Origin of the sequence: Paenibacillus yanchengensis, from assembly GCF_042684845.1 — a bacterium.
Classification (GTDB): domain Bacteria; phylum Bacillota; class Bacilli; order Paenibacillales; family Paenibacillaceae; genus Pristimantibacillus; species Pristimantibacillus yanchengensis.
In genome coordinates this window covers 31,380-46,810 of the sequence record NZ_JBHUMH010000022.1, presented here as the reverse complement: position 1 = coordinate 46,810, position 15,431 = coordinate 31,380, and the positions used below count along the sequence as shown (strand labels likewise).

Sequence of the window (15,431 nt, the reverse complement as noted above, 5' to 3'; positions counted from 1 at the left end):
TGACATTCTCCTTTACATTCATTATCATTGCCAATAAATAAACCGTTCACCTGGAGCGAACAAATGAAAGCTTTGCATCGGGTATTGATGAAATAAGTAATCTACAAAAAAAGCTGGATTTTCATCGTTATGAGGAAATATACCAACATGCATAGGAACAAGTAATTTAGCTTTCATCCTTCTTCCCAAATCAATCGCTTCTCTATAGTTCATATTGCCAACAATGCCTCGTTCCGTCCGAGAGAAATCACGACCATTAATTGGTAGCATGGCAACATCAATATCACCATCTGCTTTTGCCCACTCTGCGAGCGTACTAAAACCTACTGTATCTCCGGCATGAAATAGTTGTAATTTATCGCCAAAGGAAACGACATACGACAAATATTTATGCTCCCCTTGCTCATCCGTTTCGAATTGGTCGTGCATTGCTTTATGCGCTTTCAACATGACACCATCTGTTAACTTTATTTGCTCCCCATGTGATATCGTAATTACTCTACTTACATCCACACCATAGCTCTCGATTAATTTTTCATGTGCTTTTGGCACAACAAACTTCGTATGCGGGTATGCTGCCATCTGTTGAATCGTTTGTTTGTCCATATGATCATCATGATGATGGGAACAAACGACATAATCAATCGTCGCACATTGTGATGGCGCTAATGGAGATGGATATGCTCGAGACCATGGCTCTCCTGCTGCTTCATAAATCGAATTAGTTAAATAGGGATCAAACATAATTGTTATGGACTGCCATTTCAATAAAAAACCATTCTGACCTAATGCCCATATAGCAACAGCTGCCGGAGGTAATACGGTGTCCGTTATTTGTTGCAATAACATTTTTCCTTGTCTTGTTACATCAAGCTCATGAAAAATAGTCATAATAAGCGTCCCCTTCTCCACAAATTAACTAAACATTTATATAAAGTAATTAACGATTAACTACTCTATATTATATCACTGTCTTTAGCGTTATTGCGAATCTATTCCGTTGCAGTTGCTCAAGCAAAAAACCTGCTCCCCTCATAGAGGGAAACAGGCTATTGGTAACACTATTTTATTTATTTAAGTCCAGCTTCAATTTCATTCACCATTTCAGCTACAGAAATCAATCCGCCGCCAGATAGGTACCAGAACTGAGGATTCAAGTAAAGAACTTGGTCTTCCTTGAAAGCCGTTGTGTTTTTAACAAGATCGTTGTTCAATGTTTCTTTCGCACTTCCAGAACCAGCTACTACCGCATTACGGTCAATAACGAACAAATAATCTGGGTTTTTCTCAGCAATAAACTCAAAAGTAACAGAATCGCCATGCTGTGCATTAGCTTTAATAGTCTCATCAGCTGGTTTTACACCAAATACATCATGGATAATACCAAAACGAGATTTTGGACCATACGCGCTAATGTTACCTTCATTAGATAGAATAATTAATCCTTTTTTATCACTATCTTTTGTTTTTGCTTGAATTCCAGCAATTTTCGTATCAATTTCAGCCAAAGCAGCTTCAGCTTCTGTTTGTTTATCAAAAATATCAGCTAATATAGTTACATTCGATTTGAATGACTCCATATAATTGTTATTATCTACACCCATAAAAATGGTAGGTGCAATTTTTTTGAACTCTTCATAGTAATCTGATTGACGACCAGAAATAATAATTAAATCTGGGCTCATCCCATGAATTGTTTCCATGTCAGGCTCTTTAAGGTTACCTGCATTCACATATTTATCATCAGCAAACTTGTTCAAATACTCAGGTAAGCTACCTTTTGGCATTGCTGCTACTTCTACACCCAATTTGTCCAGTGTATCAAGTGTACCGTAGTCAAATACTACTACTTTTTGTGGATTTTTAGTAACTGTATCTTCACCTAGTTGATGTTTTACAACTACAGTACCTGCATCTGCTGGAGCAGATGGCTCCGTTGTTGGTTCCGTTGTTGCTGCACCTGTTTGTTCTGTTTCTGGACTATTCGTTGCGCCGCTATTGTTCTCTTTATTATCCTTTGCACCGCATGCTGCAAGCACCATAGCTAACGCCAAAATAATAATTGAAAGTGTAAAACCTTTCTTCATTTTCTCCCCACTCCTATTAAATAAATTATAAAAATTTTATGTGAAATAGACTCCGATTCGATTGCCATTGATTTGTTGAATCGGTATGTCCATATCATATATATTACTTAGCACATCTCTTTCAATAATATCGTTAGTCGGACCATCTTTGACGATTTGCCCATTTTTTAACGCTACGATTTTATCGGAATAGCACGATGCGAAATTAATATCATGAATAACGATAACAATAGTTTTATTTAATTCTTCAACCAGTCTGCGTAATACTTTCATAATTTGTACAGAATGTTTCATATCCAAGTTATTTAGCGGCTCATCTAGTAAAATATAATCAGTGTTTTGTGCTATAACCATCGCAATATACGCTCGTTGGTTTTGCCCACCGCTCAATTGATCTAAATATTTATGCTGCATATCTTGCAATTCCATATAAGTAATTGCTTCATCAACATATTGCCAATCTTCTTTGGTCAATTTTCCTTGTGAATATGGAAACCGTCCAAAGCTAACTAACTCTCGTACAGTTAAACGCATATTAATATGATTAGATTGTTTAAGGATAGATATTTTGCGAGCTAGTTCATTACTTTTCCACGCAGAAATATCTTTTCCATCAATTAATACTTGCCCTTTGTCCTTCGTCATTAACCGACTCATCATTGATAGTAATGTACTTTTTCCAGCGCCGTTTGGTCCAATGAACGAAGTAATCTTTCCTTTGTCAATCGTGAGAGATACGTTATCAACAACTGTCTTACCACCGTACGCTTTGCAAACATCCTTTACTTCAATCATGCTCGACTCTCCTTTAGCAGTAAGTACAAGAAGTACGCACCGCCGATAAAGTTTATAATGACGCTAACCGTCGTTTCAAACACAAAAACTCTTTCTACAATAAACTGACCGCCAACTAAAGCTAATATACTAAGTAACATCGATCCAGGAATGAGGAACGTATGTCGATATGTTTTCATAAACTGATAAGCGAGATTAACTACTAGTAAACCTAAAAATGTAATTGGACCAACTAACGCTGTTGAAATAGAAATTAAAATGGCGATAACGATCAACATATTTTTAACTACTTTGTCATACGGAACGCCTAAGTTTACAGCTTGCTCTTTGCCAAGCGCCATTACATCAAAATATTTTGTGAATCTGGAAGTGTATAGAGCAACTATCCCTAATACAACAAACGATAATACTAGTAATTCTGTCTTTACATTATTAAAACTGGCGAACATTTTACCTTGTACAATTAAAAACTCGTTCGGATCAATCAATACTTGCATAAACGTAGATAAACTGCCGAACAATGTTCCCATAACTAAACCAATTAACAATAATAAATATAAGTGCTTTCCTTCTCGCTTAAAGAGTAGGCGATACAGAAATAGTACAAATAAAATCATACCTGTAACCGATATAGCAAAGTTAATATATTTATTCGTGATGGCTACACTTAATGAGCCAAATACGAAAATAACAAACGTCTGGATTAACATATACATCGAATCTAGACCGATAATATTCGGTGTCAATATTCGATTATTAGTAATCGTTTGGAATATCAATGTTGCATAGGCGATAGCAGCACCTGTAAGTGCTATAGCTAATATTTTTTTCACTCTGCGATCGAGCGCGTATTCCCAATTCACTGGCAGATCGATGAACAAGAATGCGGCGATGACAGCTAAAACTGCTACTCCAAGTAGCGTTAGTTTAACTTTCATTTGCTCTTCTCCTCAATAGCAGATACAAAAATATAATACTTCCGAATACGCCGACAGTTAGTCCAATCGGTACTTCGTACGGATAAATAATAAGTCTGCCAAATACATCACATACAAGTACGAACAGCGCTCCGAGCACTGCCGTATGAGCAAGTGTCTTCTTCAAATTATCTCCCATATATAACGTTACAATATTAGGAATAACTAGCCCCAAAAAAGGTATTGTTCCAACCGTAACGATAACAACTACAGAGACAAGCGCCACAATAACAAGCCCAATATTTACTACTAATTTATGATTCATCCCTAGATTAACGGCGAACTCTTCTCCCATTCCAGCAATCGTAAATTTATTCGCATAGAAAAAAGCTACAATTAATAATGGAATACTAATATACATCAGTTCATAACGACCGCTTAGTACTAGCGAAAAACTGCCTTGCAGCCAAGCGGATATGTTTTGGATTAAATCGTTTTTATATGCAAAAAAAGTAGTTGCTGCATTAATAACATTTCCAAACATTAGCCCAACAAGTGGAATAAATATAGCGTCTTTAAATTTAATTCGATCTAGCAGTTTCATAAATAAAAACGTTCCAACTAGTGCAAATAAAAATGCAATTAACATTTTCTCAAGTGTTGATGCAGAACCAAAAATCATAAGCGATACTAATATACCAAGCTTTGCGGAATCATCTGTACCCGCTGTTGTTGGTGATACGAATTTATTACGGCTCAATTGTTGCATAATTAGACCAGCTACACTCATACTTACTCCGGCAATAATAATACTAATTAAGCGTGGCAAACGGCTAATCGTCATTACTTTCCATTGTTCCTCTGACATGGACCATAGCCCGCTAAAAGTAATATCTTTTACACCGATAAATAAAGAAATAAAGGATAATATAATTAGTAGTATTACGAAATATCGCAGTTTCATTGCCGAACCTCACATTATTCTATCAACTGTAGAGATAATCATTCTCATATAACAATTAAAAAAAAGAGCTATTCATTTTGCTATGCCTATCGACCATTATCATTGATAATGATTATCACACTTCATTCATAATAAGCAATATTTATACAACTGTCAACGGTAGACAAGTATAATTAGCGTTGTTTTTTACTACATCTTAACAATTGTGTCAATTGTGTGAATCGCAGACAACAGGCTCAGTCATTTAACTCTGCTAAAGAGCTAAATGACTGAGCCTTTATCTACTGCCTTTATTACATAGCCTATTTTTAGCTTTACAATATAACGCCATCTTTAAATATAGCTATTTCTTTAAACCCATTTCTTTCGTTATGCGTCAACGTTTCTCCAGATGCAATTGCAATCGTTTGCTCCCAAAGATCATCCGTCAATTCTTCCATCGTTTTATCTGTCAGCAATCTGCCTGCATTGAAGTCAATCCAGTTTTTCTTACGCGCAGCCAGTTCATTATTGGTTGATATTTTCACAGTCGGTACAGGTCCACCGAATGGTGTGCCACGTCCAGTTGTAAAGAAGACAATATGTGCTCCTGCTGCCGACAACGCCGTTACAGACACAAGGTCATTACCTGGCGCTTCTAGTAAAGTTAACCCTTGTTTTGTTATGCGCTGGCCATATGGAATAACATCTTTTACAATGGAATGACCACCCTTTTGTGTACACCCTAGCGACTTTTCTTCCAATGTAGTAATCCCGCCTGCTATATTACCAGGCGAAGGGTTTTCATATATTTCTTGTTCATGACGAATAAAGTATTGTTTGAAATCATTAATTAACGACACAATATTGTTAAATACTTGCTCGTCCTCTGCACGATTCATCAAGATCGTTTCTGCACCAAACATTTCTGGTACTTCCGTTAAAATCGCACTTCCACCAGCACCAATTAAACGGTCAGATACAGCACCTACTAATGGGTTACCTGTAATTCCTGAATAACCATCGGAACCTCCACATTTCAATCCTAGCTTTAATTTAGATACGGGTACAGGCTCACGTTTCGTCTGCTCAGCATGTTCCACTAATTGTTCCATTAGTACCATTGCTTCTTCTATTTCATCTTCCGCTTCTTGCGATTTCAAAAATTTCACTCGTCGTTCATCATGTTCCCCAATGGCTTCTTTAAACAATTCAATTTGATTATTTTCACAGCCAAGACCGATAACTAATACGCCACCAGCGTTCGAATGATGAACAAGCGATGCCAATAAGGTTTGGGTATGTGTCAAATCATCTCCAAGCTGCGAACAGCCAAATGGATGAGCAAAATGGTAGACACCATCTACTCTATCGGCAAACTCAGTTGCGCCTCGTCTAGCGATAATTTCGCAAGTTTTATTAATACAGCCTACTGTGTTAATAATCCAAATTTCATTACGTATACCAACTTCACCATTCGGACGAACATAGCCATTAAAGGTACGGTCTTGAAACCGATTCGTTACTGATGCAACTCCATCCCGTTGGCTACTCTCTTCAGCTATGAGCGGCTCGTACGTATAATCTATAAATCCTTTCAATCCAGTCCCCATATTATGCGTATGCATCCAGCAACCAGGAGCAAGATCAGCACTTGCAATTCCGATGGAATAACCAAATTTTAAAATATGCTCGCCTTTTTGCACTGACTTCGTCAATATTTTATGACCGGAAGGAACATCCTCTGTCACGATTAACGTTCCTTGCCCTTCTTCCAGTTCCACCTGCTCACCTTTCGCAAAAGGTTGTAATGCAATAATGACATGATCATTCTCATTTAATCGCACCCATTTATTCATGACTTACTCCCTCCATTTCTTCTATTATATCCGCCAGCTGCTGCGCTAGTTCCGGAGACTTTTCTGCCAACTGATGACCCCAAATATTTGTTTTGCCTAATAGCTCTGTCATTGTATCGACTAAAGATTGTCCTGCTTGTTCATGTTGTTTCCATATAGCAGCTACTTCCTGTAGCAATGCTTCATCATCTCGAACAGTATACGTTACGCCACTAAGCGTTTTACCAACGAATTGTCCCGCTTCCGCTTGCGAAACTTTGTAATAACGAATTAATCCAGCAAAAGCTTGTAGTAATCCACTAGGAATCGATTGCTGCTGCTCCATATAGTACAAATAGTTAGGCAATAGACGAGTAGTAAATTTGCTTAAACTATTCATTGCGATATCAGCTAAACGATGACGAATAAACGGATTCAAAAACCGTTCGTATACATCTTGCGCATATTGTTGCAACGCTTGTTTGTCCATGGGCATCACAGGTATAATTTCTTGCTCTACTGTTTGACGAACAAATGCGCCAATGCGCTCATCTTCCATCGTTTCCCTTACATGTTCTTTGTCATGCAAAATAGCTAAAGGCGTCATTAATGTATGTGCCCCGTTCAAAATACGTACTTTACGAAGTTGAAACGGTACCAAATCGTCTACCCAATGCACATTCAAACCTGCTTGTTGTAGCGGCAATATTTTCTCCATCTGACTACCATCTGCTTCTATCGCCCACAAATGATACGGCTCTGCCGTCGTAAGTTGCGTATCTTCATACCCCCACTCTTCAAACCAAGCATTCGCTTGTGCTTCATCGGGATAACCGGTCACAATTCGATCTACTAACGTATTCAAAAATTGATTATGCTCCACTACCCAAGTTTTAAACGCCTCTGGATAACCCCAGTCATCACTATATTTAAGTACACAAGTTTTCAGAGTATCTCCATTACGTTCCAGCAGTTCACAAGGCAAGCAAATAAGCCCTTTATCCGCTGCTCCGTTAAATATTTGATATCGTTCATATAATAATTTTGTTAATTTCCCAGGAAACGATTGAATCGCGACCCCTTCTTGCAACTGCTCTTCTCGATAAACAAGCCCAGCTTCTGTCGTATTGGAAACAACAATTCGCAACGATTCGTTACGTGCCAAAGCGAGAAACTGCTCCCAATATTCATACGGATCAAAAACAGCACCAAACACAGAAATTACTTCTTTCTGCTCCACTTGTTTTCCTTGATCCAAGCCTCGAGTAACGAGCGTATATGCTCCTTCTTGCTTCGCAAGCGCTTCAATTTTGGGCTTCCCGTGTAGGCGCGGCTGTGTTACCGCAATAGCTCCATCGTATATGCCTTGCTTTCTACTTTCATAAATCATCCAATCAAAAAAACCTCTTAAAAAGTTGCCTTCTCCAATTTGTAAAATTTTAATCGGTAATTGGCTAACCTGTTCATGTAACTGTTTTTGTTGCTCCGTCCACTTATCCTTGCGCAGATGAATGGTACTCATTACTTCTTCCCCCTTACAAAATTAAACGTTGTTATCTTGATTATAAAAGAACATTGAGAGCACATAAATAGTCTAAAACATCTTATTTGTACTCTTTTTTGATATTTGTTACACTTAATAGACAATCATTACTTATTTCATCGTATATTAAAATAAACATTCGACAAGGGAGCGCTAATAAATGAATTTATATCGTAGAACATTTGATAATCAAGCGCCTTTCCCATTTGAATTTGAATACAAAGATACCAAAACAGCTCAAAGCGAATTACCTAACCACTGGCACGACTGGTATGAGATCGCCTACGTATATAGTGGGCACGGTACATTTTTTATTGATCAATCTTATTTTGATGCTGGACCAGGCGACTTATTTCTTATTCCTGCCAACACCATTCATTATTCTTTTCCTGAATCAGACAACCCGAAAACAGCAACGGCTCTATTTTTCAACGCCGCATTTACTTATAGTGCTCCACTAGGTGATGCCTACACTTATTTGCGAGCATTCGAGCTTGCCAAACGATACAAAGCTTACCGGCATGCACTGCAATCAGATGAACAAGCGGTAGTGAGTCAATCGTTCGATCTCATCCAACGTGAATTAACAGAGCAAAAAGCCGGTTACCGTCAAGCTGTTCAGCTCGAAGTCCACCGGCTATTACTATTTTTTAGTCGTTTAAGTGGCTTCACTACATCGACTTCTATTTCACCCGACGTTTTGCCCGTCCCAGACTGGATGAAATTCATTTTACAAACGATTGACGAGCAATTACAAAACGCTCCTTTATTACGTTTAACAGAGCTTGCTACCATGGCAAACGTATCTACCGCTCATTTATCTCGTTCTTTTAAAAAACTAACCGGCATGAATATTACAGAATATGTTACTGCGAAGCGAATTATCCGAGCAAAAGAAATATTACAACATTCGGATCAAAATATAGCGGATATCGCTTATGATTGCGGATTCGAAAGTACCACCCACTTTCACCGCACTTTCAAAAAATTAACTGGAGAAACGCCTGCAAGCTACCGACAGCTCTTTATTAATCCAAAGCAGCGCTCTTTCTCAACTTAACAATAGCAAAACGGATCAAGCCAACTAACACTAGCAGTGTAATAACTACTATTATTAGAAGTTGCCGCGAGTCTACAGCATCGCCGATCAGCATTTGCGCAGCAATCGTTGGTAACCGACTAGGAATGTAGTGCAAGTATTGCAGCGGTAAAGATGATAATAGAGTAAGCCCACCAAGCAAAACTAACGTTGCAGCTGCTGCTGCTATACTACTGCGTAATATGCTACTAAAAACAAGTGTTACACTAACTATGAATACGATCCACAAACTATATAGCGCTACACTACTCCAAAATAATGACAAATCAAAAGGAGCAAACAATAACCGGGTATAATAGCCAGTTATACTAATTCCGATCAAAAAAGAACTCCATGCAAGCAATACGTAAGCAACCCATTTTGACATCACATACGTTGTAATCGAAATAGGTTTCGCCAATATAATTGAAGCAATACCACTTACTCGTTCCTGCGAAATAGCTCCCATTGTAATTAAGACGATAATAATAACAGCAAATATACCATATTGTTGTAAAGTGGAAGCCAGCACTTCTGCTGCTGCCGGTGTAGGGATTTCTATAACTGTCCCAGCAGGTAAATTACCGGCATGATCCAAAATAAATGGTAAATAGTAAGTTACTACTGGTTGCATTATTCCATAAGCAATAAATGCTAGCGGTACCCATATCATTTTATAATTGCGAATAAATTCGATCATTTCTTTCATCATCAGTGTGAAAAAACGGTAGGTCGCAGATGTCGTTGGCACGACAGCATTTTGTTTATTTGTACTTTTTATAGTAGAAGTATCCATCATGCAGTCACCACTTTCATAAACAATTTTTCCAAGTTAGTAGAAGTAAATTGTAAGTCGGTCACGGGATAAGTATCTGACGCTAGTAGCTCCCACAACATTTGCTTTCCTATAACTTCATCCGTCATTTTGCAACTTAAAGTTTCTGTTTCCAGATTACAATCTACAAACATCAATTCCTTTGAATGAGGTTGAACGGCAGTTACCAATTTCCGTTGTAGTTGCTTTACTTTCCCCTTATCATGATCAGTTGCTATAGAAAAGGTCATTCGGACGAGCGGTTCATCATACTTTTCTTTCAATGAAGCTAGCTCTCCCTGCAAAGCAATTTTACCTTCCTTCACAATAATAATATCGTCGCATAATTGTTCCGCATCATGTAACACATGGGTCGAAAATAAAATCGTAGTCTTTCTTTTTAACTGTTGTAGCATCGCCATTATTTCATTACGTCCTATCGGATCAAGTGCGGATACAGGCTCATCCATTATTAACAAATCCGGTTCATGAATGAAAGCTTGAGCAATTCCTAATCGCTGTTTCATCCCACCTGAATAACTGCCAATTCGCTTTTTAGTTGCTAACTGAAGACCTACCTGCTCCATTAACTGTTCCGCTTTTTTCTTAGCTATTGATGCTGACAACCCATGTAACTTTCCAGCGAACACTAAAAATTCTAATCCGCTCATCCATGAAAAAAACTGTGGGTTTTGTGGCAAATACCCCATCCGCTGTTTATATTGATCAGCATTTTTCGGACTATATGCAATGCCTCCCAAAGTAACTTGACCGCTCGTCGCTTGCAACAATCCACTAATAATCCGCAGTGTCGTCGTTTTCCCCGCTCCATTCGGACCTAGCATCGCTACACATCGTCCCGCAGGAACTGAAAAACTAATATTATCTATTACTTTTATACGCCCAAACTGTTTATCAAGCTGTTCTACTTGTAACATCAACGTCCCTCTTCTCTACGCCCAATCGTTAAAAACAATATCGGACCGATCATACTTACAAAAATAATTATTATGAGCCAAAACCATTTATTCCCTAACATCGTAGTAGTTCTTTTCCAAACGATAAGAGCAATTATTACCAGTATCAAATAAATAACTATAATTGGTAGCAACAGCGGCATATATTCCGAAAGCTCTATTCGAGTAGACATTTAACTCCCCCTTTACTTATTCGCTCTATGGAACAACTTCTGCCACAACCTTAATCGAAAAAAAACAATATAAACAAAGGAAGGTGTTGGAATTTGCGTTAATCCCCATAACGCCCATATCCAATAAAAACGGGTTCGCTTGCGAGCATCTAAAAATAACCAAGTGGACTGAGCTAAAAGTAAAACAGCAAGCAATATAAGTAGCCACACCGGAATAGCCTGTAATTTATCCACAGTTATACACCTTCCTCGCCTCGTCTACTGACAAACTCTCGCTTTAATCCAAAGTAAGTAATCATCACAATAAAGATAATCACTTGTAATCCAAAAAATAAAGTAGGCTGCAATAGCAATAAAGTGAACATAACGATAATTAAAGGTACAGCTATAACCCACAATAGCAACAGCTCCTTGCGCAAGCGAATCTTCGATAGTCGTTTGTTTTCTTCTACGAAATATAAAAATTGCTCCTGACTCACCTGCTTTTGCTCGAGCCGCTGCTCTGCTTCAAATAGTGTGAAATCAGCGACCAATCGTTTCATCATCTGTTTATCTTGTTCCTCTTGTTTGTTTTCACTTTTCATGTAAAGCATACTCCTTTCTAAGTAAGGTCAGCGCTTTATTAATCCGTGATTTGACGGTTCCTTCTGCAATCTGCAATAGCGATGCTATCTCTGTTTGCGTAAATTGATAATAATATTTCAATATAATAACCATTCGATATTTTTCAGGCAGCTCCGCTGCTGCTTGCCATGCCGGCATCCATGCTAGAGGTTGTTCCATTTGTTGCCGATCATCATGATGCATCAACTGTTGTTTCTTTGTATGCAACCATAATCGTTCTAACTTCGCCCGTCTTGATCGATCAATTAGCAATCTAGAAGCTATCGTCATAAGCCACGTAGAAAACTTACTTTTTTCTTGAAAAGTAGCTATTTTCTCAATAGCGATCACCATCGTATCTTGTACCAAATCTTCTGTACGTTGCTTATTTAAAGTTACTTTCAATACGTAGTGATACACAAAATCATAATTGGCTTGTAGCAACTTAGCTAAACAATTGCTATCTCCTTGTTTTGCATGATAGATAAGCTCTTGTTCTTCCAACATGAGACAGCAATTCTCCCTTCACGCTATCATCGTTAAAGCCTACATTATTAATAAGACGTATAGCTTCCCTATTTCGTTCGTTTGATAAAATAAATATTTTAAAGAACGCAAAAAACAGAAAGGCGCTGTCCAAAAATTCCTAGTTGACCTTAATAATACGAAGTCATTGAAAAACAAACGACAGGCTTGTAACGTAGTGTTAGTTAGAAAAAAACATGTAGACAAACATGAGAAGGAAATAGAAACGGGGGTTTTGTTTGAAAAAACGTATAAACGAACATGGCAAGGGGCTAGATACGGAGGATTTGTACGAGAAAACGTATAAACGAACATGGCAAAGGGGTAGATACGGAGGATTTGTACGAGAAAACGTATAAACGATCATGCGAAGGAGCTAGTAACGAAGGGTTTGTACGAGAAAACGTATAAAAGGTCATGCGAAGGGGCTAGTAACGGAGGGTTTGTACGAGAAAACATATAAATTTGGCTTTTTGAAGATTATATCAAGCAACTGGATGGAATAATAAATATATTTTCCCATCCAGTTTTTTTCGTTTAGGACTGAGTAGACAGACCCATTTCTGTTTAGCTGCAAATTATTTGTTGCGTCTGTACCACATCCACACCGGTAAAATATGTTGTTCATCCAAACATTTTACTTTGTAAGGAATAAGACTACCTAATGCATGTGCAGAGATAGTGAGTAGTTGTTTGCGTCGTTGACCTCTAGTGCGGGTTATACTTAATGATACAATTTGCGGTCGATGGATCAAACAAATCGTTTTCGTTAATGCGCCAAACCGTAGCGTCAATTGATTTTTCTCCAACAATACACCTGCCGCCTTATAACTTGCTCGCATGACGAGCCAAATTAATGGTACTAAACCTAAAGACCATAGCGCATAACCTTCGAAAAAGAAAAATAAGGCACTCGTAAGTAGTAAAGCTATAATAAGCGGGGTTCTCCAATAATAAAGAAATGCTCGCTTCGGTGCTGAAACTATCTTTTCTTTCTCCGGCACAATGAACTTTGGTAATATCTGCTGTAATATCCCATTTACATCTTGGAGCGCAATAAACGGATGTAACACTAAATTTTCTTTCTCTTCCGCACTCACAACTTGTATTCCGATCTCCACGTAGCCAAACGGCTTTCTTAACCAGCTTTGTCGTACAAGTACTGCCTGCACTTTAGCCGGATCAATAACAAACGTTTTTTTCTCAAATAAGCCATACGATATCAACAACTGATCCTGTTGTTCTTTCATAGTAAAGCCACTATATTTGATCACATATAGCAGTAAGGACAATAACCAGACTACAGCAATAACCGCTAAAACTAGTAACGTTATGACTATCAAACCAGCTCGCAATAAATATTGCGGATTTAACGTATCTTCAATAAAACTTTCAGGCAATAAAACGTCCAGAAACTGACTTCCGAACGAATATAGACCAGCAATAAAGGCAATCGCTAACCCAAAGTTTAAAGACGTCGCAGCTGCTTTCAATAGTTCACTCGTTTTCAAATTAATATTTACTTTTGGATTTAACTGTTCTTCGCTCGTAGTCGAACTGTCAATTGCTGCGGATGCAACTATTTCTTGTGCCTGTTGTTCCATTTGTACATGATCTGCATCCGCTTCTCTAGATTGCTGCGCATCCATTTTCCGATTACGGAGCATAACTGCAAGTTCATTAGCATAGGACAACGACAGTGCAGATAAAACGCCATCACTTTTTTCTTTACCTCCTGGCGTTTCGATCATTACCTGGGCAATACCAAATAAACGATGGAGCAGTTTTTGTTGCACATTAACGGAATGTATTCGACCATAATAAATCGTTTTTTCTTCACGAAAAAACACGCCACTATGAATCATAATTCGATCCGACATCAATGTGAAACTAAATCTCTTCCATCCGATATAAGAAAATAATAATCCAAGTAAAAAAATTGCTATGCTTCCGCCAATCATCCATAAAAAAGCGCTGCTATTCACCCCTTCTTTCACAACAATAATTAAAAATAAAGGCCAGAACACCTTAATAAGCGAGATCGATTGGTCTACAATATATAATTTGTGTAGCTTCTGTTGTTCATCAATTTTCATCTTCGCTCACCCGCGCTAACTGACCAATCCGCCGTTTCAACATTTCTGCTTCTAGCAGCTTCAAACCAACAATTTTGTGAGTGGTCGCAGCAGTTACTACTTCCACACTTGCCAGATCATGTTTACGCATTAATGGTCCGCTACTAATTTCTACGTGCTGCACACGAACCATAGGAACGAGTACATTTTTCAAAAATATAACACCTGATTTAATTTCTAATTCATCATCAAACAGTTCATAGCGAAATACTTTTTCCATAATAGCTGGTGTAACCAAGCCGAAATATAGAAAAGAAACTAACCATAGAGGTGTCGCAATTAACAATGGAATATGACTCCAATCTTCCACTTGGACAAAAACAAAATAAGTAATTAAAACTATTCCCAATATACCATGCAGTATTGCATTAGATATCCGATACACTTTAAAATAATCCGGATGAAGCTTTTTCGATAACGTTCGTAACATACCATGATACTCCTTTATTTGTGAATCAATTTGCAATCTCTTTCTATTACAACAATTTTCACTTCATTAGTCAATCATTGAAATAGGTCATTTGCGCTGTACCTTTTAATGTCCAATCAATAGATGATATAGTACGGAACATTTGCGGATAAATAATATTCCCTATAATGATAACAGCTGGTCGCTCTAACCATACTTCATATTGATATGCTGTATTGACATAATGGTAAGGAAAAGATTGCTCTGCATTCACAATATCGAATACTAACAGCTTAACCGGATTTTGTAAAAATGATGCAGGTAGGGGTTCTCCTTGACTATTTAAGTGTAAATTTCGTTGCAAATATAACATCGCTACTTCTTTTGCTTGCTCCTCATCGATTCGCAGTTCACCTTCACTTAATGCACTTGAATCTAATTGTTGTGCTGCCGCATGAGCCGCACGATTAATTGCCTGCTTAGCTAAATATACTGTTTTTAACGCCATTTCCTGCTCTATTTGGATTGAATGCGCCGTTATCCATACAGACATCATTGCGATAATTAAAACGAGCTTATACATCTTTCTCCCAA

At 37.9% G+C, this 15,431-nt stretch carries 17 protein-coding genes; 1 reads left to right on the top strand and 16 read right to left on the bottom strand.

Annotated features, from left to right (window positions below; all coding sequences use genetic code 11):
* Positions 1–24: 24 nt before the first annotated feature.
* The 7 genes from ACFSTH_RS10715 to ACFSTH_RS10685 form a co-directional block, all read right to left on the bottom strand.
* Entirely contained in the window at positions 25–891 is an 867-nt protein-coding gene (locus ACFSTH_RS10715; protein WP_377771112.1) for an MBL fold metallo-hydrolase, read from the bottom strand.
* Positions 892–1,070: 179 nt separating this feature from the next.
* Positions 1,071–2,087, bottom strand: a complete 1,017-nt coding sequence (locus ACFSTH_RS10710; protein ID WP_377771110.1) for a siderophore ABC transporter substrate-binding protein — start codon at positions 2,085–2,087, stop codon at positions 1,071–1,073.
* A 36-nt stretch (positions 2,088–2,123) separates the two neighbouring features.
* Positions 2,124–2,882, bottom strand: a complete 759-nt coding sequence (locus ACFSTH_RS10705) for an iron ABC transporter ATP-binding protein (RefSeq protein WP_377771108.1) — start codon at positions 2,880–2,882, stop codon at positions 2,124–2,126.
* Complete coding sequence (locus tag ACFSTH_RS10700) at positions 2,879–3,820, bottom strand: iron chelate uptake ABC transporter family permease subunit (protein ID WP_377771106.1); 942 nt, start codon at positions 3,818–3,820, stop codon at positions 2,879–2,881. The genes ACFSTH_RS10705 and ACFSTH_RS10700 overlap by 4 nt, the downstream gene beginning before the upstream one ends.
* On the bottom strand, positions 3,810–4,763 hold the full coding sequence (locus ACFSTH_RS10695; RefSeq protein ID WP_377771104.1) for an ABC transporter permease: 954 nt from the start codon (positions 4,761–4,763) through the stop codon (positions 3,810–3,812). The genes ACFSTH_RS10700 and ACFSTH_RS10695 overlap by 11 nt, the downstream gene beginning before the upstream one ends.
* 314 nt (positions 4,764–5,077) lie before the next feature.
* On the bottom strand, positions 5,078–6,601 hold the full coding sequence (locus tag ACFSTH_RS10690; protein WP_377771102.1) for a UxaA family hydrolase: 1,524 nt from the start codon (positions 6,599–6,601) through the stop codon (positions 5,078–5,080).
* Positions 6,594–8,102, bottom strand: coding sequence for a tagaturonate reductase (locus ACFSTH_RS10685; RefSeq protein WP_377771100.1), 1,509 nt, complete (start codon positions 8,100–8,102; stop codon positions 6,594–6,596). Before ACFSTH_RS10685 ends, ACFSTH_RS10690 begins: the two co-directional genes overlap by 8 nt.
* Positions 8,103–8,283: 181 nt before the next feature.
* On the opposite strand from ACFSTH_RS10685, the gene ACFSTH_RS10680 reads away from it, so the two are divergent.
* A complete protein-coding gene (locus tag ACFSTH_RS10680; RefSeq protein WP_377771098.1) occupies positions 8,284–9,183 on the top strand; it encodes an AraC family transcriptional regulator in 900 nt (299 codons plus the stop codon).
* On the opposite strand, the gene ACFSTH_RS10675 is transcribed toward ACFSTH_RS10680, so the two are convergent.
* The 9 genes from ACFSTH_RS10675 to ACFSTH_RS10635 form a co-directional block, all read right to left on the bottom strand.
* Positions 9,152–10,000 carry an ABC transporter permease gene (locus ACFSTH_RS10675; RefSeq protein ID WP_377771096.1) on the bottom strand — a complete coding sequence of 283 codons (849 nt, stop codon included), beginning with the start codon at positions 9,998–10,000 and terminating at the stop codon, positions 9,152–9,154. The two genes, ACFSTH_RS10680 and ACFSTH_RS10675, sit on opposite strands and share 32 nt — an antisense overlap.
* On the bottom strand, positions 9,997–10,953 hold the full coding sequence (locus ACFSTH_RS10670; RefSeq protein ID WP_377771094.1) for an ABC transporter ATP-binding protein: 957 nt from the start codon (positions 10,951–10,953) through the stop codon (positions 9,997–9,999). The genes ACFSTH_RS10675 and ACFSTH_RS10670 overlap by 4 nt, the downstream gene beginning before the upstream one ends.
* A complete protein-coding gene (locus ACFSTH_RS10665) occupies positions 10,953–11,165 on the bottom strand; it encodes a PLDc N-terminal domain-containing protein (protein WP_377771092.1) in 213 nt (70 codons plus the stop codon). The genes ACFSTH_RS10670 and ACFSTH_RS10665 overlap by 1 nt, the downstream gene beginning before the upstream one ends.
* Before the next feature lie 12 nt (positions 11,166–11,177).
* Positions 11,178–11,399 (bottom strand): sigmaY antisigma factor component, encoded by a 222-nt coding sequence (locus ACFSTH_RS10660; protein WP_377771090.1) that lies wholly within the window; start codon positions 11,397–11,399, stop codon positions 11,178–11,180.
* Between the two features lie 2 nt (positions 11,400–11,401).
* Complete coding sequence (locus ACFSTH_RS10655; protein WP_377771089.1) at positions 11,402–11,749, bottom strand: DUF5345 family protein; 348 nt, start codon at positions 11,747–11,749, stop codon at positions 11,402–11,404.
* Positions 11,739–12,275, bottom strand: a complete 537-nt coding sequence (locus ACFSTH_RS10650; protein WP_377771087.1) for a sigma-70 family RNA polymerase sigma factor — start codon at positions 12,273–12,275, stop codon at positions 11,739–11,741. Before ACFSTH_RS10650 ends, ACFSTH_RS10655 begins: the two co-directional genes overlap by 11 nt.
* A gap of 596 nt (positions 12,276–12,871) precedes the next feature.
* Entirely contained in the window at positions 12,872–14,389 is a 1,518-nt protein-coding gene (locus tag ACFSTH_RS10645) for a PH domain-containing protein (protein WP_377771085.1), read from the bottom strand.
* Positions 14,379–14,858 (bottom strand): PH domain-containing protein, encoded by a 480-nt coding sequence (locus ACFSTH_RS10640; RefSeq protein WP_377771083.1) that lies wholly within the window; start codon positions 14,856–14,858, stop codon positions 14,379–14,381. The genes ACFSTH_RS10645 and ACFSTH_RS10640 overlap by 11 nt, the downstream gene beginning before the upstream one ends.
* Positions 14,859–14,928: 70 nt before the next feature.
* Positions 14,929–15,420, bottom strand: coding sequence for a hypothetical protein (locus ACFSTH_RS10635; RefSeq protein ID WP_377771081.1), 492 nt, complete (start codon positions 15,418–15,420; stop codon positions 14,929–14,931).
* Positions 15,421–15,431: the final 11 nt, after the last annotated feature.

Excerpts from the sequence above, each read along its gene's own strand:
- ACFSTH_RS10655 (WP_377771089.1), bottom strand. The coding sequence starts at position 11,749 with ATGAAAAGTGAAAACAAACAAGAGGAACAAGATAAACAGATGATGAAA.
- ACFSTH_RS10715 (WP_377771112.1), bottom strand. The coding sequence starts at position 891 with ATGACTATTTTTCATGAGCTTGATGTAACAAGACAAGGAAAAATGTTA.
- ACFSTH_RS10695 (WP_377771104.1), bottom strand. The coding sequence starts at position 4,763 with ATGAAACTGCGATATTTCGTAATACTACTAATTATATTATCCTTTATT.
- ACFSTH_RS10675 (WP_377771096.1), bottom strand. The coding sequence starts at position 10,000 with ATGATGGATACTTCTACTATAAAAAGTACAAATAAACAAAATGCTGTC.
- ACFSTH_RS10680 (WP_377771098.1), top strand. The coding sequence starts at position 8,284 with ATGAATTTATATCGTAGAACATTTGATAATCAAGCGCCTTTCCCATTT.
- ACFSTH_RS10645 (WP_377771085.1), bottom strand. The coding sequence starts at position 14,389 with ATGAAAATTGATGAACAACAGAAGCTACACAAATTATATATTGTAGAC.
- ACFSTH_RS10685 (WP_377771100.1), bottom strand. The coding sequence starts at position 8,102 with ATGAGTACCATTCATCTGCGCAAGGATAAGTGGACGGAGCAACAAAAA.
- ACFSTH_RS10640 (WP_377771083.1), bottom strand. The coding sequence starts at position 14,858 with ATGTTACGAACGTTATCGAAAAAGCTTCATCCGGATTATTTTAAAGTG.
- ACFSTH_RS10670 (WP_377771094.1), bottom strand. The coding sequence starts at position 10,953 with ATGTTACAAGTAGAACAGCTTGATAAACAGTTTGGGCGTATAAAAGTA.
- ACFSTH_RS10665 (WP_377771092.1), bottom strand. The coding sequence starts at position 11,165 with ATGTCTACTCGAATAGAGCTTTCGGAATATATGCCGCTGTTGCTACCA.
- ACFSTH_RS10710 (WP_377771110.1), bottom strand. The coding sequence starts at position 2,087 with ATGAAGAAAGGTTTTACACTTTCAATTATTATTTTGGCGTTAGCTATG.
- ACFSTH_RS10705 (WP_377771108.1), bottom strand. The coding sequence starts at position 2,882 with ATGATTGAAGTAAAGGATGTTTGCAAAGCGTACGGTGGTAAGACAGTT.
- ACFSTH_RS10700 (WP_377771106.1), bottom strand. The coding sequence starts at position 3,820 with ATGAAAGTTAAACTAACGCTACTTGGAGTAGCAGTTTTAGCTGTCATC.
- ACFSTH_RS10635 (WP_377771081.1), bottom strand. The coding sequence starts at position 15,420 with ATGTATAAGCTCGTTTTAATTATCGCAATGATGTCTGTATGGATAACG.
- ACFSTH_RS10650 (WP_377771087.1), bottom strand. The coding sequence starts at position 12,275 with ATGTTGGAAGAACAAGAGCTTATCTATCATGCAAAACAAGGAGATAGC.
- ACFSTH_RS10690 (WP_377771102.1), bottom strand. The coding sequence starts at position 6,601 with ATGAATAAATGGGTGCGATTAAATGAGAATGATCATGTCATTATTGCA.